Raw genomic sequence first — 21629 nt, forward strand, 5'->3', positions numbered from 1 at the left:
TTTACACCTAGTTATTTTTATCTAGAACGTTTTGGAGCGTCTTTGACAAAATTTTATCATTAGGTGGTGAAAACATTGTTAAATGCTCTCCGGGTACATAATGAACTTCTATACCATTTTTGGCATATGATTTCCAACCCAAATTTTTAGGATCATGGGTATAATCAATTACATCTTGTATTCTGAACAGATCTGCCTTAATGGGCAAAGGTTTTAAATGGTATTTATCCACGACCTTATTGTGTTCAATAATTCTGCTTTCATATTCCCAATCGTAATCCATTTTAGACAAGGTATTCTTATCCTTTTTCAACCTTAGATAAAACTTCTTTAAGTTCGCCTTTGTTACACCTACTCTATAATTAAAGCCCTCTCTGCTTAACAACAATTGTTTTAGTACATGCAAAGCCTTATTTGCTATATAATTACCAAATGCCAATTTTTTACCCAAATATGTATTACGCCCATAATGTGCATACGCATAGGTATCTAATAATGCCAAGGTAGATATCTGTTCTCCTCTGTCCATCAACTGCTTTGCCATTTCATAAGCAATAATACCCCCAGAGGAATAACCCGCTAATTTATACGGTCCTTTAGGTTGTGTTGCCAATAACGCATCATTATAATGAGATGCTATTTCTTCTACAGAAGTCAACATAGCTTCTTTACCGTCAAGACCTTTTGCCTGAAAACCATAAATGGGTTGCTCTGGATCCATATGGTCCTTTAGGGTTTTAAACGAAAGAATATTTAAACCTGCTCCATGAACAATGAACAAAGGGGTCTTAGAACCTTTTGGCTGTATTGGAACCATAGAATCCCAGGTTACGGTATTTTCTTCTATTTTTAATAAACTAGCCAGTCCTCTAACCGTAGAATACTCAAACAATGAAGAAAGAGGTAAGCGTTGACCGGATTTTTGCTCCAAACTGGTCATTACCTTGGCAGCTATTAATGAATGCCCGCCGAGCTCAAAGAAATCATCATTTGGATGTACTTGGTTTAAAAACAAGCATTCTTTCCATACTTCACAAACCAATTCTTCTGCTTTTGTTAATGTCCGAGTAGGTTCATTTATATTGGCTTCGCCATTTAAAACAGTATCGGGCAGGCTCTTTCTATCTAATTTGCCGTTTATGGTCACCGGCAATTCCTTTAATCTTATATATTCAAAAGGCAACATAAAAGAAGGCAATTCCTCGGCAAGTTGATTTTTCCATTCCAACACACTTGCATCCCAATCCTCATTACTTCCATTAAAAACAATATATGCTTTTAAAGCATGATTTCTAACATCTGTTGCAGCAGCTGAAACTCCCTTTAATTTCAGTAGAGCGTGTTCTATCTCGCCAAGCTCAATTCTATGACCACGAACTTTTACTTGACCATCTTTCCTACCCAAACACTCTATTTGACCGTTAGGCAAAAGTTTACCTAAATCGCCCGATAAGTACATTTTAGATTGCCCGTCACCAACAAACGTATTATTCACAAAACGCTCATTAGTTAGTTCTCTTTGACCTAAATACCCGTTTGTTACTCCCTCACCGCCAATAACGATCTCACCTACCATACCTTTTGATACAGGATTTCGCTGATCATCCAGGAGGTAAATTTGAGTATTGGCAATAGGCTTACCTATTGAAATAGGATTATCGTTTGCCGTAATTTTAGTAAGTATACAGCATACCGTGGTTTCGGTAGGGCCATAAATATTCCACACTTCATTACATTTTTCCAATAATTGTAATGAAAGTGCTTTAGGCACAGGTTCTCCACCGATCAATGCTTTTATAGGTAATGGTTTTTCCCAACCGGAATCCAGTAAAATCTGCCAAATGGTTGGCGTTCCCCACATTATGGTAATATTATCGGCAATTGCTTTTTGCAATAAAAGATGTCCGTCTTTTCTAGTCTTTTCATCTACCAATACTACACTGGCTCCGTGGATTAATGGCAAAAATATCTCCATGACCATAGCATCAAACGAAATGGTCGTAGTTGCGAATATTCTATCATGTTCTGAAATACCAGGCTCAGAACCCATTGAATATAACAAGTTAATCACATTTTTATGCGTTACCTGTACACCTTTAGGTTTGCCCGTAGATCCCGAAGTATAAATGATAAAGGCACCCGAATCTGCAGATACATCTATTTTCTGAAAATCCTCATTCCCGTTGGCTACCATATCCTCCATGAAAATTGTTTGACAACTGTGATCCAGCGCCTTCTTAGATGTAGTGCAAATGAAAAAAGTGGCATGAGCATCTGCTATCATCAGTTTTGTACGAACATCTGGATAACCGGTATCTATAGGAATATATCTAGCTCCACATTGTAATATGGAAAATAGCGTAATAATTAAATCTGGAGATCTTTCTAAGGAAATTGCAACCGTAACCCCTGGCTTAATGCCTTTTTGCCACAAATAACCGGCTGTAGCATTGATCCTACTTTGCATTTCTGCATAGGTAATTTTCTCTTTATTAAACTCCAGTGCAGTTGCATTTGGGGTAATTTCAGCTTGTTTATGGAATAACTCGTGTAAGTTGGTATTTGGTAAAGCCATTGAAGCACCTTCAATACCGATCTGCTTTGGTTCTTTATCAATTATTTCAGATAGTTTGGCATTAGGGTTTTCAACCAACTGGTTAATAATGGTCTTAAAAGCACTACCTAAGTTTAGTATCGTGTTCTCTTCAAATAAGTTGGTATTGTAAGACCACTCAAGTGTTATATTATCATTGGAGCCTGTAGCATTCAAGAACAATTCAAAAGTTTCGAAATTACGAGCATTACTATGATAATCATAGGTTAACCCTTCAAAAGCAACATCATCATCTAAATTCATGTCCACATTAAAAACAACAGGAACCAAGGGAACCCTACCTGGTGTTCTAGGGATGTTCAGTTTTTTCAACAGGCTACCAAAGGTGAGTTCTTGATTTTCGAACGCATCAAAATTGTCAGATTTTCGTTTCTTTAAATAATCAATAAAACTATCATCATCATTAAGCTCACTTTTCATAGGAAGCAGCTTAACGCAATGACCCACTAAATTTTTAACGCCCATGTTAGATTGCCCCGCAACAGGAAGCCCTAGCACTATACTTTTTTGAGCCGTAGTTTTGTAGAGCAATATTTCAAATGCGCCCATTAAGGTCAAAACTAAACTAGAACCAGCTTTAATACCAGTATCTTTTATGCGCTTTACAATTTCTTTATCTAAAGTTTGATTTATACGAGCACCGTTATAGGTTCTTTTCGTTACTTGTCCAAAATCGGTAGGTAAATTTGTTTTGGGAATCTCACCTTTAAAAAGGTTCAACCAGTACGTTTCAGCTCTTTCAAACTCGCCATTGGTTTTTAATTCCTCTTGTTGAGTCACATAGGCAGTGTACGGTGTTGCAACCGGAAGATTATGAGATTTATGGAGTACTTTAGACGAATATAGCGCGCCTATTTCCTGCATAATAATGCCAACGGACCATCCGTCGCAAACAATATGGTGTGCGGTAATTGTAAAATTATAAACTTCCTCATCAAGTTTAAGCAGTGCAAACCTGATCAATGGTCCTTTGGTAAGATCAAAAGAAGTATTCGTATCCTGTTCAGTATAATTATGTATTGCCTCCTTGGCTTTCTCAACTGAAAGTTGGCTATAATCCACCAGGTCGATATTAGTAAACACCGATGAAAAAACGTTAATATACTTACCATCCGGGCTAAATGAAGATCTTAGTGACTCATGACGCGCAATCAATTCATCTACCGCCAATTGCAAAGCATTTACATTGAGCTGTCCTTGCAATTTTATAGTAAGGGAAAGGTTGTAAGCAATATTTGCCGCCTCACCACCAAAATAACAAGAATACCAAATTTCCTCTTGCGCATCGGTCGTTTGCAAAATATGCTTAATCTCAGGTCCTTCAAAAGGATTAAAAGGTGTTAAAACTTCCAAGATTCTATACTAAATAGGTTAATTATATAAGATAAGGGGAACACGTTTAAATTCACACAACTTCACCTTAAGGGGTGTAATTATTTAAATCTTGGGATAAATATATTTATATTCCTAACAATTTGGACTTAGATTCGCTAATCTGTATATAAAAAGAGTTGTTTGTAAAAAAGCGAAGATTTTAGCCCCCTACTTAAGACCCTTAATAATGATGAATATAACAACAAAAAAAGGTATAACCCAATAAAGTTTGGACTATACCTTTTCATTATCAATTACCAGGTTGGCATTTATAAATACTTATATAATTTCTCAAAAGACTGTATTAGCCTTTTAACAACCTTTCAGTCATTAATTTGGCATATATTATTTGATTCTGTTCAATAAGATTAGGTGAAAGTTGATCTCTAGTACCTTGAATTTTTTTTCCTTTCAAGGCAGAACCAGATGCATTGACCTGTCCACTTATTTTTATCTTAAAATAAGGCTTAAGTTGCTTATAGCAATCTTCAAGAGAAACTAACTTTTTACTTTGATAAGAAGATGTTAGCTTCCCATTTAAAATGTTAGATATCATCATATGGAGGTTTAAGTTGATAAAATAACGAGAGGAAACAATAAATATTCTACAAGAGATGACTTAATTTTATAATTTAAGTAAGAGAAAACTTATAAAAGCTAAACATAGCATAAACAACAATACAAATACTAAAAAAATTATATTTTAATTATATTTTAACTATACAACAACAATTCGCTTATAAGTTTTAATTTGAATATTAAGACTAAAACAAAACTTCACCTAATAAGTTTGAAAATATGTACAACATTTAAGAAGAAAAGTTGGCATGCAGTTATTACCATCCATTTGTCAATTGAAACAAAATTGTATCTAATCGGGCTTTACTTCCGATAAACTAAGCTTTCGATCATTTAAGAAATAATTCTTTTTACCGCGCAAGTAAATAATATTCAATAGCAATTATCATTATTTAACTAGAACATTCTTAGAAAACCTTAAAATATACAGGTCATAAATACACTCTTAATAATAATTGAGAACAACATTTTATATAATTACACTTTATCGAATAAATGATTAATTTGTCTATAGTTTGATTTTAACAAGGTGAATTAGGTAAATATTATCCTAAATTTGTTACACAACCATTAACCACAGTCATTTTAGGCGATTTAACCTATGATGAACTTCATACTTATTTTGTTTTAATCTAGGTAGTGGTAAAACATAATTTTACTTTTAAAACCAGTTTATTAACGAATTAAACGAACATCTTTTCTCATATAAATTTAATGAATACACTAAGTTTTTCGCAGGAAAAATGTTTATCACCTAACAATTCAAACAATTTAGAACAAAATTTGGATTCTAATTAAACATAAAATATTATTTAAATTCATTTCACAGCACTATGAAAGTAGCATTAATCACAGGAGTAACAGGTCAAGACGGCGCTTATTTGAGCGAATTTTTACTAAAAAAAGGATACCAAGTTCACGGACTTAAAAGAAGAGCTTCTCTTTTCAATACTGATAGAATAGATCACCTTTATCAAGACCCACATGTTGAACATAGAAATTTTGTACTTCATTATGGTGATATGACCGATAGTACTAACCTGATTAGATTAATACAAGAGATTCAACCTGACGAGATATATAACCTTGCGGCCATGAGTCACGTTCATGTATCATTTGAAGTTCCTGAATATACAGGAAATGCGGATGGATTAGGTACTTTAAGAATATTGGATGCAGTTCGTCTACTAGGGCTAGAGAAAAAAACAAGAATCTACCAGGCGTCTACTTCAGAATTATACGGTAAGGTACAAGAGGTACCACAATCTGAAACTACTCCTTTTTACCCAAGAAGTCCCTATGCAGTTGCAAAAATGTATGCATTTTGGATTACGGTAAATTACAGGGAAGCATATAACATGTTTGCTTGTAACGGTATTTTATTTAACCATGAGTCGCCCATTAGAGGGGAAACTTTTGTTACCCGAAAAATTACTAGAGCTGCGGCACGGATTGGTCTAGGGCTACAGGACAAAGTATACTTAGGGAACTTAGATGCACAGCGTGATTGGGGCCATGCCAAAGATTATGTACGTATGATGTGGATGATTTTACAGGCAGACGAACCAGAAGACTGGGTTATTGCTACTGGTAAAACTACTCCGGTTAGAGAATTTGTACGAATGGCATTTGCAGAAATGGGTGTTGAAATAGAATTTAAAGGTGAAGGTGTTAATGAGAAAGGATATGTAAAATCTTGTAGCAACCCAGAAATTCAACTAGAAATTGGCAAAGAAGTACTAGCTGTAGATCCTAAATATTTTAGACCAACAGAAGTAGAATTGTTAATTGGCGATGCTACAAAAGCAAACACCAAATTAGGATGGATCCCGGAATATGATTTACAAGGCTTGGTAAAGGATATGATGGTACATGACCTAAAACTAATGAAGAAAGACCAATACTTGAAAGAAGGCGGCTATGTAACTTATAACTATTTTGAGTAAGAAATAAACAATTATTCAAGTTAAAATTTCAAAATGTTAGATAAAGAAGCTAAAATATATGTTGCAGGTCATAGAGGTCTGGTCGGTAGTGCAATAGTTAAGAACCTTAAAATAAAAGGCTACTCGAATTTAATTTTCAGAACACACAAAGAGTTAGATTTGACCGATTCTGTAAAGGTTTCACATTTTTTTGAAACCGAAAAACCTTCGTATGTAATACTTGCCGCCGCAAAAGTTGGCGGCATAGTTGCCAACAATACATATAGAGCTGATTTCATTTATGAGAATCTCATGATTCAGAATAATGTGATTCACCAAAGCTATAAACATGGTGTAAAAAAATTACTTTTTTTAGGTAGTACCTGTATTTATCCTAAAAATTGTCCACAACCCATGAAAGAAGATTATTTGCTGACCGATACTTTAGAGTATACCAATGAGCCTTATGCTATTGCTAAAATTGCTGGTATAAAAATGTGCGAAAGTTATAATCTGCAGTACGGAACTAATTTTATTTCTGTAATGCCTACTAATTTATATGGTCCTAATGACAATTTCGACTTAGAAAAATCACATGTTTTACCAGCATTGATAAGAAAAATGCACTTAGGAAAAGCCCTAGAGAATGATCATTGGGATGCTATCTCATCTGATTTAAATGCCTTACCCATTGAGAGAGTCAATGGAAACTCATCAAAAGAAGAAATTTTATCAGTTCTAGATAAATACGGTATCAAAAAGAAAGATGATAACATTCATTTAGAAATCTGGGGAACAGGAAAACCAATGCGAGAGTTTCTTTGGAGTGAAGACATGGCAGACGCCTGTGTTTTCTTAATGGAACAAAGAGATTTTAATGACTGTTATGACCAAGATAATAAAGAAGTTCGCAATACACATATTAACATAGGTACTGGTGTAGATATCAGTATTAAAGATTTAGCTGAACTTATTCAGCAGAAAATAGGTTTTAAAGGTAATTTATATTTTAACACAGAAAAACCAGATGGAACCCTAAAAAAACTAACAGATCCCTCAAAACTACATGACCTTGGATGGAAACACACCGTTTCATTATCACAAGGAATAGAACAAGTGTATTCTTGGTACACCACTAAGAAATAGTTGTCATTTACCTACAGATTTCTATCAAACTCAAATTTACCTGTTATCCATTGGTTGACACCAATGGATAACAGTAATAACCTATCATTAGCTCTTAAACCAACCATTATTAAAAGCTGAAATGAAGAAATCAATTTTCATTATTCCAATTTCATTTTTTGTACATATAATGTTCATAAACCTTACATTATACGTATACATACCTGAAACCTATCTAAATATTTATGGCATACTATATTATAACTTAACTTGGTTAATTGTTGCATACCACATTAACTTTTACCCTACTGCGAGAAGGGATAGTTTTATGACAAATTTCAAGAATTTTGTCGCACAATTTACTGTGTACGGGTTGGTTTACTTTACCTCTTTTATATTCTTTAACCAACAAACGTATACCCCTATTTATTTAGTTCTAGTATATCTTCAGATTTGTATTTTACTCACAGTTTTTAGAATACTATTTTACTGGGCGAGAAATTTATACCGTAAAAAAGGGTATAGCGAAATTAGAACGGTAGTAATTGGGCGAGATAAAAACTTACAAAAAGTAAAACGCATATTTGACAATCCTGAATACGGCTATCGTTATATGGGGTATTTTGATAATATTGAATCAAAAAATCCTTTTTATTTAGGCAATATTGAAAGTTCCTTTAATTACATTTTTGAAAATAACGTAGAGGAAGTTTATTGCATGGCTTCTAGACTCTCAAAATCAGAGATTCAATATTTAATAAACATTGCCGATAATAGTCTAAAGAAAGTGAAAATAATACCAGATAATAAAGAACTATTTTCAAGGGCAATGTCTTTAGAGCTTTATGGGCATGTGCCGGTACTAAATCTTAGGGCATCTCCTTTAGATCTAGATTATTCTAGCATTATAAAACGTTTATTCGATATTTTTTTCTCAAGCCTAGTAATTTTGCTAGTACTATCATGGTTAACTCCAATCATATATATCCTTATGAAACTTGATTCTAAAGGTCCTTTATTTTTTAAACAAAAGCGTCATGGGGTTAATAGAAAAACTTTTTGGTGTTACAAGTTTAGGTCTATGACCAAAAGCAAAAATAGTGACACCAAAATGGCTACCAAGAATGATATGCGTATTACTAGGTTAGGCAAAATTTTACGAAAGACCAGTATTGATGAATTACCTCAATTTATCAATGTATTAATGGGAGACATGAGTGTAGTTGGTCCAAGACCACATATGGTTGTACATACCGAGCAATATCAAAATTCAGTAGACAAATATCTAGTACGGCATTTCCTAAAACCAGGTATAACAGGCTTGGCACAGATTCAAGGGTACAGAGGTGAAATCATATACAAATCGGATATCATTAACAGAGTACGTTATGATATTTTTTATATGGAAAAATGGTCATTGGGATTAGATGCAAAAATTATAATCATGACTGTATATAATGCCATTAAAGGAGAAGAACGTGCATACTAAACAACTAAACCCAAGAACCTATTTTTTGAATATTGATTTAACTCCTTTAAAAATCAACAGAGCTACAAACCCCACTACAAGTCCAGTTAAAAATTCCACAATAATACCTGGTAAATTAGGTAGTAAATGATGTAGAAATTCAATATTGTGTACAAATATTCCCCCAGAAACCAAAAGTAATGCTATTGTACCTATTACAGCAAGCGCTTTAATCACCTTAGGTAATGCGCTTACAAAAAATTGCCCTATTTTATCTGAAATGGTATTGGTCTCTTCATTTATGTTAATTAATCTAGCTCCAAACTCATCCATACGAACTATTAAAGCTACAATACCGTATACTCCAACCGTAGCTAACAAAGCAACAACTGAAACAACAGCTATTTGAGTAGCTAGAGGTTCTTCAATAACAGTTCCTAACGCAATGATCACGATTTCTATTGACAAAATAAAATCCGTTAGAATAGCAGATTTCACTTTTGACTTTTCCAGTTCTAAAATTTCCGCCTTGCTCATTGGTTGAGTATCGGCAGAAACATGGTCAAGCTTGTGAGGTACAATAAATTCATAAATTTTCTCGGCACCTTCAAAAGCAAGGTAAACACCTCCTAAAATTAAAATCACTGTAACCGCCCAAGGCAAAAAAGCACTCAACAAAAAGGCGATAGGTAGAATTATAATCTTATTGAGCAAAGAACCCTTAGTAATTGCCCAAAGTACCGGTAATTCTCTTTGAGAGACAAATCCTGATGCTTTTTCTGCATTTACCGCTAAATCATCACCGAGAATACCAGCCGTTTTCTTAGTAGCTATTTTACTCATTGACGCTACATCGTCCAACAATGCCGCTACGTCATCCAATACTGCAAAAAATCCTGATGCCATTTATATCATTTTGCTCAAAAATAATTCAACAAATTCATTATTAAGAATTCTATACCTAAAAAAGATAACCCATCCCTAATTTGTAACTTTAGTAAGAAATAAAAAGAGAACCTTAAATGAAAGAAATTAATTGGGGAATAATTGGTTGTGGAGATGTTGCCGAAGTAAAAAGTGGACCTGCTTTTCAAAAAGTGGAAAACTCCAACTTGCTAATGGTCATGCGCAGAAATGAAGCTAAGGTCAAAGATTTTGCACAACGCCATGAGGTACCGTTATGGACTACCAATGCTGATGATATTATACACGACCCAAATATCAATGCAGTATATATTGCCACTCCCCCATCTTCTCACCTTACCTATACCACACAGGCTCTAAAGGCAAATAAAAATGTGTATTTAGAAAAACCAATGGCACTGAACCCAAATGAAGCTAACCAAATTTGTGAAGCATTAGTAAATAGCACAGGTAAATTAACCATGGCTCATTACCGACGTAAACTACCCGCTTTCTTAAAATTAAAAGAATTACTAGAAATTAATGCTATTGGTAATGTGCTTCACGTTGGATTACAAGTTTTACAATCTAAAAATGAATTATTTGCTTCTGACAAAAAAGAGAATTGGAGAATACAACCAGAAATATCAGGTGGTGGGTATTTTTTCGATTTGGCACCTCATCATTTAGATTTAATGATTCATTTTTTCGGGTCCATTGACAAGTTATATGGCCTTACCACGCCAACCAAAATCAACAACAAGGTAAATGAAATCGTTAACGGTATTATCGCATTTAAAAATGGTATACAATTTCGAGGTCTTTGGCAATTTAATGCCGCCGAAATAAACCAAAAAGATGAGTGTATTATATATGGAACAAACGGATGTATCAAATTTTCGTTTTTTGGATCGAAAGTTCACCTTATATCCAAAACAGAGGAAAGAGTATTTGAATTCAACAATCCTAAACATGTTCAAGAGCCTATGATCGAAGCAACTGTTAATTTCTTTTTAGGAAACAATAAAAACCCATGCTCTGCTGAAGAAGGACTTTTGGTTATCGATATTTTAGAACGTTTAAGCAGTCGATAACCTTATTTTTCAACCCCCAACAACACCAACTTCGTAAAGAAATCGTCAAACAACAAGCGATTATCAAGCTGTTGATATACTCGAATGTTTCGCCCTTTTAAATTGACTTTATACAAACCCTCTTCATTTATAATTGGAGCTTGTTTTATAACATAGCTACTCGATGATGGGTCTGGCTCAAATGACGACTGAAGAGCCGTCAGAAGCACTAACGGATTATCGCCATATATATACACCTCCCCCATAGGAATATTCCATTTATCCAATTTCGTATAAGCCTCTTTCATCACATTAAATAAATGATTACCAAGCTTGCCTTTACCTTTAACTTTTATCAATAGTTCGGCATCTGACATTATAGGTTGTCGATAAACGTTTCTTGGTACTTGCCATATATTGATGTCTGAATCATTGAATATAACTTGAGCGGCTTTAATATCGATTCCTAAATTATACTCTAAAGTAGTATACCCAGGTGGCGGAATTGCGATATCTGTATATTCTGGACCGCCGATCCAAACCAAGGTTAATTTTTCTGCAATTTCAGGTTCAAGCAAGTAAGCACTTGCGATGTTAGTTAAACCTCCACCACAAACAACATACAAAGGCAAATCTGTATCGGTACGCATTGCTTCTTTAATGATTACCTGGACTGCTTCGCTATCTATAGGTTTTGTAACATCGACCATACTTCGGCTTTTATCTATATACACATTAACAGAATTTTCGAGCCCCAAGATATTAATGACTTTCATCGCCTGTTCTTTTGCGTATTCTGAAGTTCCAGGTCCGCCAAAACCTTGTTCATATAAATGGGAAGCAATTATCCCTCTTATTTCTACTGATGGTGACATTAAGTGATGTGCTAATTGAAAGAGTCCGTCAGGATCACCTCCCAAATCATTATCTATTATTACTCGCATTCTGGGCTTCACCAAAGAGTTCAGCTCTTCTAATCGGGTTTGTTGTGAAAATCCAAATGAAGAAATAACAAAAAACAGAATTAGAAATATAGACCGCATAAGCTTTATTTTTTTATGAAATACGTATCAACAACAATTAATTTTATATTACTACAATGATTACAACAACTTAAATCATCAATATCTGATAGTAAATTTTATCAATAATACTAAATTTTAATGGTCAGATTATCATATAATTAAAAAATAAATGTATTATTGTTACAAAATGAGACAATAACACATTTAATCATCATGAGAAATCTTAAAATTATCCTATTCAGCCTTTTGTTGACCTTCAAATTTACAAACGCACAAGAAACTAATTCATTTCCTGTTCAAGTATCTATTGAAAACGGAATCATCGAAGGTAATTACGACACTCACACCGGAATTCAACGTTTCTTTGGCATACCATTTGCCAAACCTCCAGTAGGTGAGCTAAGATGGAAAGCCCCTCAACCTTTAGATAATTGGGAAGGCGTAAAAGAGACTAAAAAATTTGGTCCTAGACCAATGCAAACTATGGTTTTCGGTGATATGCATTCTAGGTCTAATGGCGTTAGCGAAGATTGCCTATACCTAAACGTTTGGACACCAGCAAAAATGGACACCAAAGACCTTCCCGTTCTTGTATATTTCTATGGCGGCGGGAATGTTGCCGGTGATGGTTCAGAGCCTCGTTATGATGGTGAGAGTATGGCCAAAGAAGGTATTGTCGTTGTTACAACGAATTATAGATTGAATATATTCGGATTTTTGGCACACCCAGAATTAAGTGCAGAGGCTCCGTATAAGGCTTCTGGAAATTATGGATTGTTAGATCAAAATGCAGCTCTAAAATGGGTAAACAAAAATATTGCCGTTTTTGGTGGCGACCCCAATAAAATAACCATTGCAGGCGAATCGGCTGGTTCTATTGGTACAAGTCAACAAATGGGGTCGCCATTATCTAAAGATTTAATTGCAGGCGCTATTGGTGAAAGTGGTGCTGGCATCAACCCTACTATGTCACCTGTTCCATTGAAAGATGCAGAAAACATGGGTGAGGAATTTGCTAAAAATACCGGTTACCCATCTATTGCAGCATTACGTAAATTGAGCACCAGAGAAGTATACGAAATATATAATGAGTCAAAAAGATTTGGTTTCCCTACTGTTCTAGACGGTTACTTTTTACCCAAAACGCTACCTGAAATCTTTGAAAATAAAGAACAGGCTATGGTCCCATTATTATTAGGGTGGAATTCTGCCGAGATACCAGGTATGGCTTTTACACAAGGTCCTTATACAGAGGAAAACTATGTAAACAAAGTAAAAGAAGCTTACCCAAAAGAATATAAAAAGGTATTAGAACTATACCCTCATAGTTCTGAAAAAGAAATTGAATTATCTGCTACTGCTTTAGCATCTGATAGATTTATCTCTTATAGTACTTGGAAATGGTTCGATTTACATAGAAAAAATAGTGGCCAACCCGTTTACAGATATTTATACAGCAAATTGAGACCACCTTTAGTTGATAATACTTTAGCATCTGGTTTAGCTGGTGGCACTGTGGCAAAAGGCTCAGACACACCTCCTGCTCCAGTAGCTGTTGGTGCTCCGCACGCTTGTGAAATTGAATATTGTATGGGCAACCTTCATTTGGTTGATGATTATGCATGGACTGCGGATGATTACAAAGTTTCTAAAGAGATGATGACGTATTTTGCTAATTTCATTAAAACCGGAAACCCAAATGGTGAAGGACTACCAAAATGGGATCCTGCCAAACCCAACGACACAACTCCCCCGGTTATGGTCCTAGACACTGAAAGTAAGCTGATAAAGGCTCCCAATGATGAACGTTATGAGTTTTTAGATAAGTCTTTCAAAAATTAATTAGTAACTCCGTTCAAATACATCTCTTTTTCATTTTAATAGCATCAATGCTCTTAATAAGAAAAAGAGATTTTTTATTGAAACAAGTTTTTGAGCAACTTTTTACATCAATAGTAACCAAACAATATTATAAATTGCACCCATGAAAAAATTAATTCAAATTATTGGTGCGTGGTATGGCGCAAAGAAAATAGGTGGTGGTAAATGTGGCTGCATAGGAACCGTTTTTGTATTTCTTATTCTGTATTGGATATTCGGTTATGTTTTAGAGGCTTTTTGAGGATGTTTGTTAGTTGTTAGTTGCCGGTTGATGGCTTTTACGCTGGGCGCTATGCGCCTGTCGCTTAACGCTTGACGCATTGCGCTGGACATTATAAAACGCTTTATCTGCGCAGAGCATATAGGGCTTTACAAATAGCGCTTCCTCTACTCTCTAATTTCTATTTTCTCTTCTCCAGTTTTCTTTTGGTCAAAAACCTTGACGCTAGTTTTCATATCGGCATATCTAGGGTCTTGTATAAAATCTTGCTTTTGTAGTTTTATAACTTCTATACTTAGAAAACCAAATTCACTGACCACTTTACCATAAAACCGATAAATTCCTCGTCCTTTAAACATATATTTTGCTGCCACGGGCGGAAATAAGACCGTATCAAAAACCTGTCCCTGTTGATCCAACAATGTTGCAAAGTACATGGCTTTCTTTGTATGTGTTCTGGTGCGCTTTACTGTAATTAGATATCCGTAGATATCTATATTCTTACCTAAGTACTGCTCCAAATCTTTACTACCACAAGTATTTAACGGCTGCTCTAACAACAACTGAAACGGACTGCATAAACTAAAGCCCAACAATTCTAATTGTGTAAAGGCAACTTCTAAATGGGTGCTATATAATGCTGGAATTTCAAAATGTTGATGTCGTGGCGCAAACAATTTAGGGTGGTCCACTTTTTTAGTCTTATTCAAAAACAAATGTGCTTTCCATAATAATTCGTGCTTATTGGTTTTTGTAAACCTAAAAGCATCAATTCGTATTAAAATACTCACTTGCTCTATAGAGATAATCAACCGATCTAATAAATCTTCTAACGAATGAAACTTCCCATTAAGAAAGCGCTCTTTTAAAATACGCTCCATAACCCGTTGTTCCAATTCTCGTAGATAGCCTAACCCTAAATACAAATCTTTACCATAAATGCAATTACCTGCATTACTTCTATTTACGCAAGGTGGATGTATCGTTGCGCCCAACATACGGGCTTCGTGCACATAAAATTCGGGTTTGTAAAATCCGCCACCATTATTCAGTACCGCCACCATATATTCTAGCGGATAATACGCCCTTAAAAACAAACTCTGGTAACTTTCTACTGCGTATGATGCCGAATGCCCTTTTGCAAAAGCATAGCCAGCAAAACTTGCTACTTGATCCCACACCTCATTAATAAGCTTTTCTGTATAGCCTTTTTTACGACAGTTATCTATAAATTTATCCTGTACTTTTTGAAACTCTTCTCGCGAGCGAAATTTACCGCTCATTCCACGCCGTAACACATCGGCTTCACCTAAATCTAAATCGGCAAAATGGTGGGCAACTTTTATCACATCTTCTTGATACACCATAACTCCGTAAGTCTCTGGCATAATTTCTAGCATTACCGGGTGAGCCAACTCTTCTGCCCTGCCCTTGTTACGATGCCGAAGAATGTATTCTCGCATCATACCACTTTTAGACACTCCTGGGCGAATTATAGAACTTGCCGCTACCAAACCTAAATAGGTATCTACTTCTAGCTTTTTCAACAACATACGCATAGCGGGAGATTCTACATAAAAACAACCCATGCACTGCGCTGTTTTTACCATGTTATTGATTTTGGGGTCGTTTTTAAATGCTTTGATATCGTGAATATCGAATTTGGCAAATTCATCAGGGCGGTCGCGTTCCAAAATATCGAGCGTTTCTTTTATTTTAGAGAGTCCGCGCTGGGCAAGAATATCAAACTTAAAAATACCGACATCTTCGGCGATCACCATATCAAATTGTGTGGTAGGAAATCCTTTTGGGGGCATATTGGTTGCCGAAAACCAATGAATAGGTTGTTCGGTAATTAAGATTCCACCGGCATGTATACTCAAATAATTGGGCATGCCGTGTAGCAACTGGGCGTATTTTAATACCAAAGCCGATATATTATCTAACCTGCTGGCTTGAAAATCACCATTACACAACACATCTATTTCATCTTTTGGCAAGCCAAATACCTTACCCAATTCTCGAATTACTCCTCTAGATTGAAACGTAACATAGGTACCCAACAAAGCAACGTTCTTGAATCGATTAAAAATATACTCCGTCATTACCGGTCTGTCCCGATGCGAAAAATCAATATCAAAATCGGGCGGATTTACACGATACAGATTAATAAAACGCTCAAAATACAGGTCGAGCTCCATAGGATCTACATCCGTTATAAAAAGTAAATATGCCACAATACTATTGGCACCACTACCACGCCCCACATAAAAGAATTTCTGCTTACGGGCATAAGAGATGATATCCCAATTAATAAGAAAGTAAGAGACAAAATCCATTTTTTTAATGAGGTAGAGCTCTTTCTCTAAGCGATCCAAAACAGCTTGGTTTATTTCTGGATACCGCTTAGGCAAGCCTTCTTGACATAGCTGCTCTAAAAACACCTCATCTTCTGCCTTACTCCCTAAATACACATTTAAATTCTGAGGTTTTCGCTCCAAGCTAAAATCGAAATGAATAGTGCAATTATTCATTAAACGCTGGGTATTCTCTAAAATAAAAGGATGCTCGGAAAAATGCGCTGCCAAATTTGGTATGGCATACATTTTCTCATCTTCATTAGCTTGCTCAGTAACCGACAGCATACTCAACAAGGTGTTATTAGCAATGGCGCGTAGCAACCTGTGTGCATTAAAATCGCGCTTATTTCTAAAGGTTACAGGTTGTAGCAATACAATTTTATCGTGCTGCTCTAACAACTTTGAAAATCGTAATCGTTTTAGCTCATTGACCGAAACCCCAATAAACTCATGTTCTGCAAAGACTTTCTTTTCACTCTCTAAAACTTTCTCAAAAGGATAAATAACAAAGACATTTTTAAACTGCGGAGCTATTTCAGGAATGTTCTTTTCATGATGAATATAATGCGATAAAAAATCGTTGAGCTCTAAAAACCCTTCGTTATTCTTAGCTATACCCACAAAACAAGGTTCAACCCCGTTTCTAAAATCGATTCCTAAAATGGGTTTTATATCATATTCTGGAGCTTTACGAACAAAATTTAAACAAGCCGATGTGTTATTGATATCGGTCAATGCCAGTTGCGTAACCCCATGATTTTTTGCCAATTGCAAGAGCTCCAGTTCCGAGAAGGTTCCGTAACGAAGGCTGTAATATGTGTGACAGTTTAGGTACAAAATTCGTTGTTCGTTTTTGGTTGATGGTTTTTTTGCGCTGAGCGCTTCACGCTAGACGCTAAACACTATTTTTTTTTGCGCTTCGCGTGTGGCGCTCGGCGTGTAGCGCGATGCGCTTTCTCTCTTTTCTAACTTCTATTTTCTCACTCGAGATTTCACTTCGGCTACGCTCAGTGACCGGATTTCGTCATTGCAAGGTTTTTTAGCCGAAGCAATCTGCCGAAAGTAACTGCATCCGATTATCATTGTCACCCCAATACAACAGATCACTTCGTCATTCCTCCTCTTTTTAGTTGATGGTTGTTGGTTGTTCGTTTTTTTTTGCACTTAGCGTGTTGCGCATTGCGCTTTCTCTCCTCTCTATATTCTAACTTCTTTTCTCTCCTCAACAACCAACATTTCATTCCGCCTCTGGGGCTAGGGGCTTACAATTTTCTATGCGCCAATACTACTGGTGGTAATCCGTTGAAGGGATTATGCATTCTTCCTATTGTTTTTGCTCCCATGCCTGATGCACGCAGCACACTTTTGTCTCCGTAGCGTTTTCGTATGTTATCCATAGCATTGTAAAGGCTTAGAATTTCTTCGGTATCATCGAACAAATTGATCTGGTAATTACCCGATACTAAATGACTAAAACGTATACCTATTAAGCGTACTAGCAACCTACGGTTATACAAGTTTTTGAACAGGTCTAAAATTTTAGGAATTAAAATATGATCTGCGCTGGTATACGGAATACGCATTTGCTTTGAATAGGTGTTAAAATCTGAATATCTGATCTTTACCGAAATACAAGCTGTTAGCTTCTCGCCTCTTCGTAATTGGTAGGCTAGGTTTTCGGTCATAGCAATCAGAATACCGCGCAGCCTGTTGACATCAATAGTATCTTTGTCAAAAGTTCGTTCTGTAGAGATAGACTTTCGTTCGTTGAACGGAATCACGGGTGTATTATCAATGCCATTGGCTCGTTTCCAAATAACGCCACCATTGGCACCCAACACACGCTGCATTACCTCCATGGGCATTTCTTGTACAGTACGTACTTGGCGCAATCCTAAATTTCGTAATGTTTGATAGGTTTTATCGCCCACCATAGGTATTTTTTTGATGGACAGCGGTGCCAGAAAAGGCTTTTCCAATCCCTCATCTATTTTTAATTGATTGTTAGGTTTTGCCTCGTTCGTAGCCACTTTAGAAACTACTTTATTTGCTGAAAGTCCAAAAGAAATAGGAAGCCCCGTTTCCCTAATAATCTTCTTTCGCATGTCACATGCATATTGATAGCAACCAAAAAAACGGTCCATACCGGTGAGGTCTGCATAAAACTCATCTATGCTCGATTTTTCGAATACGGGCACATACTCTTTTATAATTTCGGTTACAATATCTGAGTGCTTACTATAGTCACCCGCATTACCTCTAATGACAACAGCTTCGGGACAAAGTTCTCTTGCCATTTTCATGGGCATACCAGAATGTACCCCAAAGCCACGGGTTTCATAGCTACACGCTGCCACTACACCACGGTCTCCTGTTCCGCCTACCAACAAAGGTTTATGCTGTAACTCACGATTATTTAATCGTTCTACGGACACATAAAAAGTATCTAAATCTATATGTAAAATGGTCTTGCTCATAACTACCCCTATAAAAAAACGGGACAGCTAAATTATGGATTATTTCCAATTATTAGGATTATTTCCATTTTTTAACATTGAAAAATAAAGAAAAAAGATTCTGAACCAAAAAGACCATATACTTAATGCCTATTACACTACAAACTACTTACTATCAACACAATAAAACACACAACTTACCTCCCATTGCAAATATTCATCCTCTATATTATTTCAAAAAAATAGTACTATTTATATTAAAATAATATAGTTTTTCGTTAAATGCCATATATCTTGTAGATTACAAAGGTCTTGAACAATTGGTTCTATAAGACTATCTTTAGGGTAAGAACGTACATATGCGCCAACTTCATTTTATATTTTTATTTGTTTTATTATTATCATCTACTATTGCCCACACGCAAGAGATATCTACGATAAACATTACTTCTCCAAATGAAAACACAATCTGGAATATTCCAGAAAAAATAACATTAGAGTGGAATACCGTAAAAATAGATACCAGTAAGTCTATTCGTTTTTTTCTAGTTAGAAATGAAATGGTGGTACAAGAACTAGGCTCTTTTAAGAACGATGGTTTTGAAAGCGGAATAGAATTAGCAAAAAATATAGGTTCTGGCAATAGATACCAGGTAGTTGCCATAGAATTATTTCCTGATGACAAATACAATATTGCCAAAAGGGTAACACCTTTTTTTACCATTACCAATGCAGCCTCTGACGAAAGAAAGAAAAAACAGCAATTAGCAAATGCCAATACGGTTGCCCCTAAAAAAAAGAGAAAGAAATCTAAAGTAAAAACAAAGGAACAAGTTGCCCCGGCGCAAACAGAAGTTGTCCAAGCCCAAGAGAAACCTGAAGTAAGAGAAAGTTTTGATGGAAGAAAAATCTCCTACACCAAAGAATTTGAATTCGATTCTGAACACATTATTGTAAAAATCTGGGACCATGGCAGGCAAGATGGTGACATCGTATCTATTTACCTTAACGGAGTACAAGTAGTAAAAAAGTATTATTTAACCTATTGGAAAAAAGAGTTTAAAATTAAATTAGACCCCAATAAATCTAACGATCTTTTTCTCTATGCCCATAACCTAGGCGACTCGCCCCCAAATACCGTAGCCGTGGAAATCACCGACGGAAAAAAATCAGAAAATATTGTTCTTAACTCAGATTTACAAAGTTGTGAAGCGGTTTTGATCAGTGTAAAATAACCAACACTGAGTATGCCCATCCATTGCTATTTTGATGAACCTGATAATTATAAAAATCAATTCGATTTTTATGAACAGGGTGGCTCCCCTTTCTTACTTCAAGAATTTATACGCACTATTGAAAAGGACAAGAACAATATTGAGGAAATCAATATTTCATGGTACCTGTTCAACAATCAATATTTGTACAACTATCTTAAAGAGGTAGCCGCAAATGGCATTACGGTAAATGTAATTACTATTCCGCTAGAGGGCTATGACAATAACAATCCTAAAGTTTTAAAAAACCTTGATACCGGAAAAAAAACAACTCAAGAACTTACCAAATATAATTTAGCAAGGAAGATTTTTGGTGAAGTTTACAGATCTACATCTCTCAAAAATTTTCATTTTTATGTATTCTCCCACCTATATGTTCGCAGCGCGAATATTAAAAAATTCTCAAGGGGCACCTTACCGTATTCCCTGCATATAAAATCTGCCTACATAAAAAAGAAAAACGGCTATTTATTATTAATGAGCTCATCTAATTTAGCCGTAAGGGATTTGGTGAAAAATGAATCTATGATCTGTATTGAAAACGAACCTGGTTATGAAGAAACGGCCAACACGTTTTACAAGAATTTGATAGAGCGTTCTATTGCCATAAAAGATTACAGGTCTTCACTGAATACAACATGTAACACCCATGATAAGGCAGTATTTCAATTTTCCGATTCAATATATATCACCGCTCCTTTTTACGACAACTCTGCTAACCACCTAGAAATAACTTTGATCAATTACCTAGAAGCGGCAAAAGAAAAAATAATCCTTTGCGCGCAACATTTAGCGGCATTTAATTATAATTTCAATGCCACACATCATTCTACTTTAGAAATAAATGAAACCAGACAAGGTATATTGGGCGTGGTACTAAAAATGGCAGACAAAGGAATCAGCGTCACCTGTTTATCTCAAACATTTGCTCCATTACCCCAAGACGAACAAAAATTTAAGGATGTAAAATTCAGAAGTCCGGTAAACACCGGGAATTTCCAAAAATTTTACGCTCAGCTTAAAAACACCAAAAATGTAACATACTTTATCAATAATGACATTCACTCAAAATATATCATCATAGATAATCTTCTTATCTATTGCTCTTACAATTTTACCCCTACACAATTTATATATTTAGATGATGTGAACATCCCTACATTTAAGAATATGCCAAATGTAAGTTATACCGGTATTCATTGCGAGGTAGGAATGCATGTTGTCATAAAAGACCGTAAAATTATTAAGTCTTTTGAAGCCAATGTAGCGAATATTAAAAATAAGAAGCAGACCATACAAGTGAAATAGATACTTGGTTTAAAAGCATTTTGAAAATCTAAAATGTATTTTTG

General features: G+C 35.4%; 14 protein-coding genes. 8 read left to right on the forward strand and 6 right to left on the reverse strand.

The features are described 5' to 3' along the window. Positions 1-7: 7 nt before the first annotated feature. Positions 8-3967, reverse strand: a complete 3960-nt coding sequence (locus tag I600_RS08975; protein ID WP_058104093.1) for a non-ribosomal peptide synthetase — start codon at positions 3965-3967, stop codon at positions 8-10. A 325-nt stretch (positions 3968-4292) separates the two neighbouring features. After that, positions 4293-4547 carry a hypothetical protein gene (locus tag I600_RS08980; RefSeq protein ID WP_157490858.1) on the reverse strand — a complete coding sequence of 85 codons (255 nt, stop codon included), beginning with the start codon at positions 4545-4547 and terminating at the stop codon, positions 4293-4295. An 853-nt stretch (positions 4548-5400) separates the two neighbouring features. Here I600_RS08980 and gmd point away from each other — a divergent pair. From gmd to I600_RS08995, 3 genes are all read left to right on the forward strand, one after another. After that, complete coding sequence (gmd, locus tag I600_RS08985; protein WP_058104095.1) at positions 5401-6513, forward strand: GDP-mannose 4,6-dehydratase; 1113 nt, start codon at positions 5401-5403, stop codon at positions 6511-6513. 33 nt (positions 6514-6546) lie between these two features. After that, positions 6547-7638, forward strand: a complete 1092-nt coding sequence (locus I600_RS08990; RefSeq protein ID WP_058104096.1) for a GDP-L-fucose synthase family protein — start codon at positions 6547-6549, stop codon at positions 7636-7638. Positions 7639-7759: 121 nt separating this feature from the next. Next, positions 7760-9106 carry an undecaprenyl-phosphate glucose phosphotransferase gene (locus I600_RS08995; RefSeq protein WP_058104097.1) on the forward strand — a complete coding sequence of 449 codons (1347 nt, stop codon included), beginning with the start codon at positions 7760-7762 and terminating at the stop codon, positions 9104-9106. Positions 9107-9124: 18 nt separating this feature from the next. Here I600_RS08995 and I600_RS09000 read toward each other — a convergent pair whose 3' ends face one another. Continuing rightward, entirely contained in the window at positions 9125-9991 is an 867-nt protein-coding gene (locus tag I600_RS09000) for a DUF808 domain-containing protein (protein ID WP_058104098.1), read from the reverse strand. 116 nt (positions 9992-10107) lie between these two features. On the opposite strand from I600_RS09000, the gene I600_RS09005 reads away from it, so the two are divergent. Continuing rightward, on the forward strand, positions 10108-11082 hold the full coding sequence (locus I600_RS09005; RefSeq protein ID WP_058104099.1) for a Gfo/Idh/MocA family protein: 975 nt from the start codon (positions 10108-10110) through the stop codon (positions 11080-11082). 2 nt (positions 11083-11084) lie between these two features. Here the strand turns inward: I600_RS09005 and I600_RS09010 are convergent, their stop codons facing one another. After that, a complete protein-coding gene (locus I600_RS09010; RefSeq protein ID WP_245188872.1) occupies positions 11085-12017 on the reverse strand; it encodes a nucleoside hydrolase in 933 nt (310 codons plus the stop codon). A gap of 282 nt (positions 12018-12299) precedes the next feature. Between I600_RS09010 and I600_RS09015 the strand changes: the two genes are divergently transcribed. Together I600_RS09015 and I600_RS19315 are read left to right on the forward strand one after the other, a co-directional pair. Next, positions 12300-13928 (forward strand): carboxylesterase/lipase family protein, encoded by a 1629-nt coding sequence (locus I600_RS09015; RefSeq protein ID WP_058104101.1) that lies wholly within the window; start codon positions 12300-12302, stop codon positions 13926-13928. A 142-nt stretch (positions 13929-14070) separates the two neighbouring features. Beyond that, positions 14071-14208, forward strand: coding sequence for a hypothetical protein (locus I600_RS19315; RefSeq protein WP_027065147.1), 138 nt, complete (start codon positions 14071-14073; stop codon positions 14206-14208). Positions 14209-14354: 146 nt separating this feature from the next. On the opposite strand, the gene I600_RS09020 is transcribed toward I600_RS19315, so the two are convergent. Next, positions 14355-17384, reverse strand: coding sequence for a DNA polymerase III subunit alpha (locus I600_RS09020; protein WP_058104102.1), 3030 nt, complete (start codon positions 17382-17384; stop codon positions 14355-14357). Between the two features lie 425 nt (positions 17385-17809). Continuing rightward, positions 17810-19024 (reverse strand): DNA polymerase IV, encoded by a 1215-nt coding sequence (dinB, locus tag I600_RS09025; RefSeq protein ID WP_058104103.1) that lies wholly within the window; start codon positions 19022-19024, stop codon positions 17810-17812. A gap of 338 nt (positions 19025-19362) precedes the next feature. Between dinB and I600_RS09030 the strand changes: the two genes are divergently transcribed. Together I600_RS09030 and I600_RS09035 are read left to right on the forward strand one after the other, a co-directional pair. Beyond that, positions 19363-20238 (forward strand): hypothetical protein, encoded by an 876-nt coding sequence (locus I600_RS09030; protein ID WP_058104104.1) that lies wholly within the window; start codon positions 19363-19365, stop codon positions 20236-20238. Between the two features lie 12 nt (positions 20239-20250). Then, complete coding sequence (locus tag I600_RS09035) at positions 20251-21585, forward strand: phospholipase D-like domain-containing protein (protein ID WP_058104105.1); 1335 nt, start codon at positions 20251-20253, stop codon at positions 21583-21585. The last annotated feature ends 44 nt before the right edge of the window (positions 21586-21629 follow it).

This window comes from Maribacter dokdonensis DSW-8 (assembly GCF_001447995.1).
Taxonomy (GTDB): Bacteria; Bacteroidota; Bacteroidia; order Flavobacteriales; family Flavobacteriaceae; genus Maribacter; species Maribacter dokdonensis.

Coding starts and splice junctions, on each gene's coding strand:
- I600_RS08980 (WP_157490858.1), bottom strand. CDS start 4,547: ATGATGATATCTAACATTTTAAATGGGAAGCTAACATCTTCTTATCAA.
- gmd (WP_058104095.1), top strand. CDS start 5,401: ATGAAAGTAGCATTAATCACAGGAGTAACAGGTCAAGACGGCGCTTAT.
- I600_RS08990 (WP_058104096.1), top strand. CDS start 6,547: ATGTTAGATAAAGAAGCTAAAATATATGTTGCAGGTCATAGAGGTCTG.
- I600_RS08995 (WP_058104097.1), top strand. CDS start 7,760: ATGAAGAAATCAATTTTCATTATTCCAATTTCATTTTTTGTACATATA.
- I600_RS09000 (WP_058104098.1), bottom strand. CDS start 9,991: ATGGCATCAGGATTTTTTGCAGTATTGGATGACGTAGCGGCATTGTTG.
- I600_RS09005 (WP_058104099.1), top strand. CDS start 10,108: ATGAAAGAAATTAATTGGGGAATAATTGGTTGTGGAGATGTTGCCGAA.
- I600_RS09015 (WP_058104101.1), top strand. CDS start 12,300: ATGAGAAATCTTAAAATTATCCTATTCAGCCTTTTGTTGACCTTCAAA.
- I600_RS19315 (WP_027065147.1), top strand. CDS start 14,071: ATGAAAAAATTAATTCAAATTATTGGTGCGTGGTATGGCGCAAAGAAA.
- dinB (WP_058104103.1), bottom strand. CDS start 19,024: ATGAGCAAGACCATTTTACATATAGATTTAGATACTTTTTATGTGTCC.
- I600_RS09030 (WP_058104104.1), top strand. CDS start 19,363: ATGCGCCAACTTCATTTTATATTTTTATTTGTTTTATTATTATCATCT.
- I600_RS09035 (WP_058104105.1), top strand. CDS start 20,251: ATGCCCATCCATTGCTATTTTGATGAACCTGATAATTATAAAAATCAA.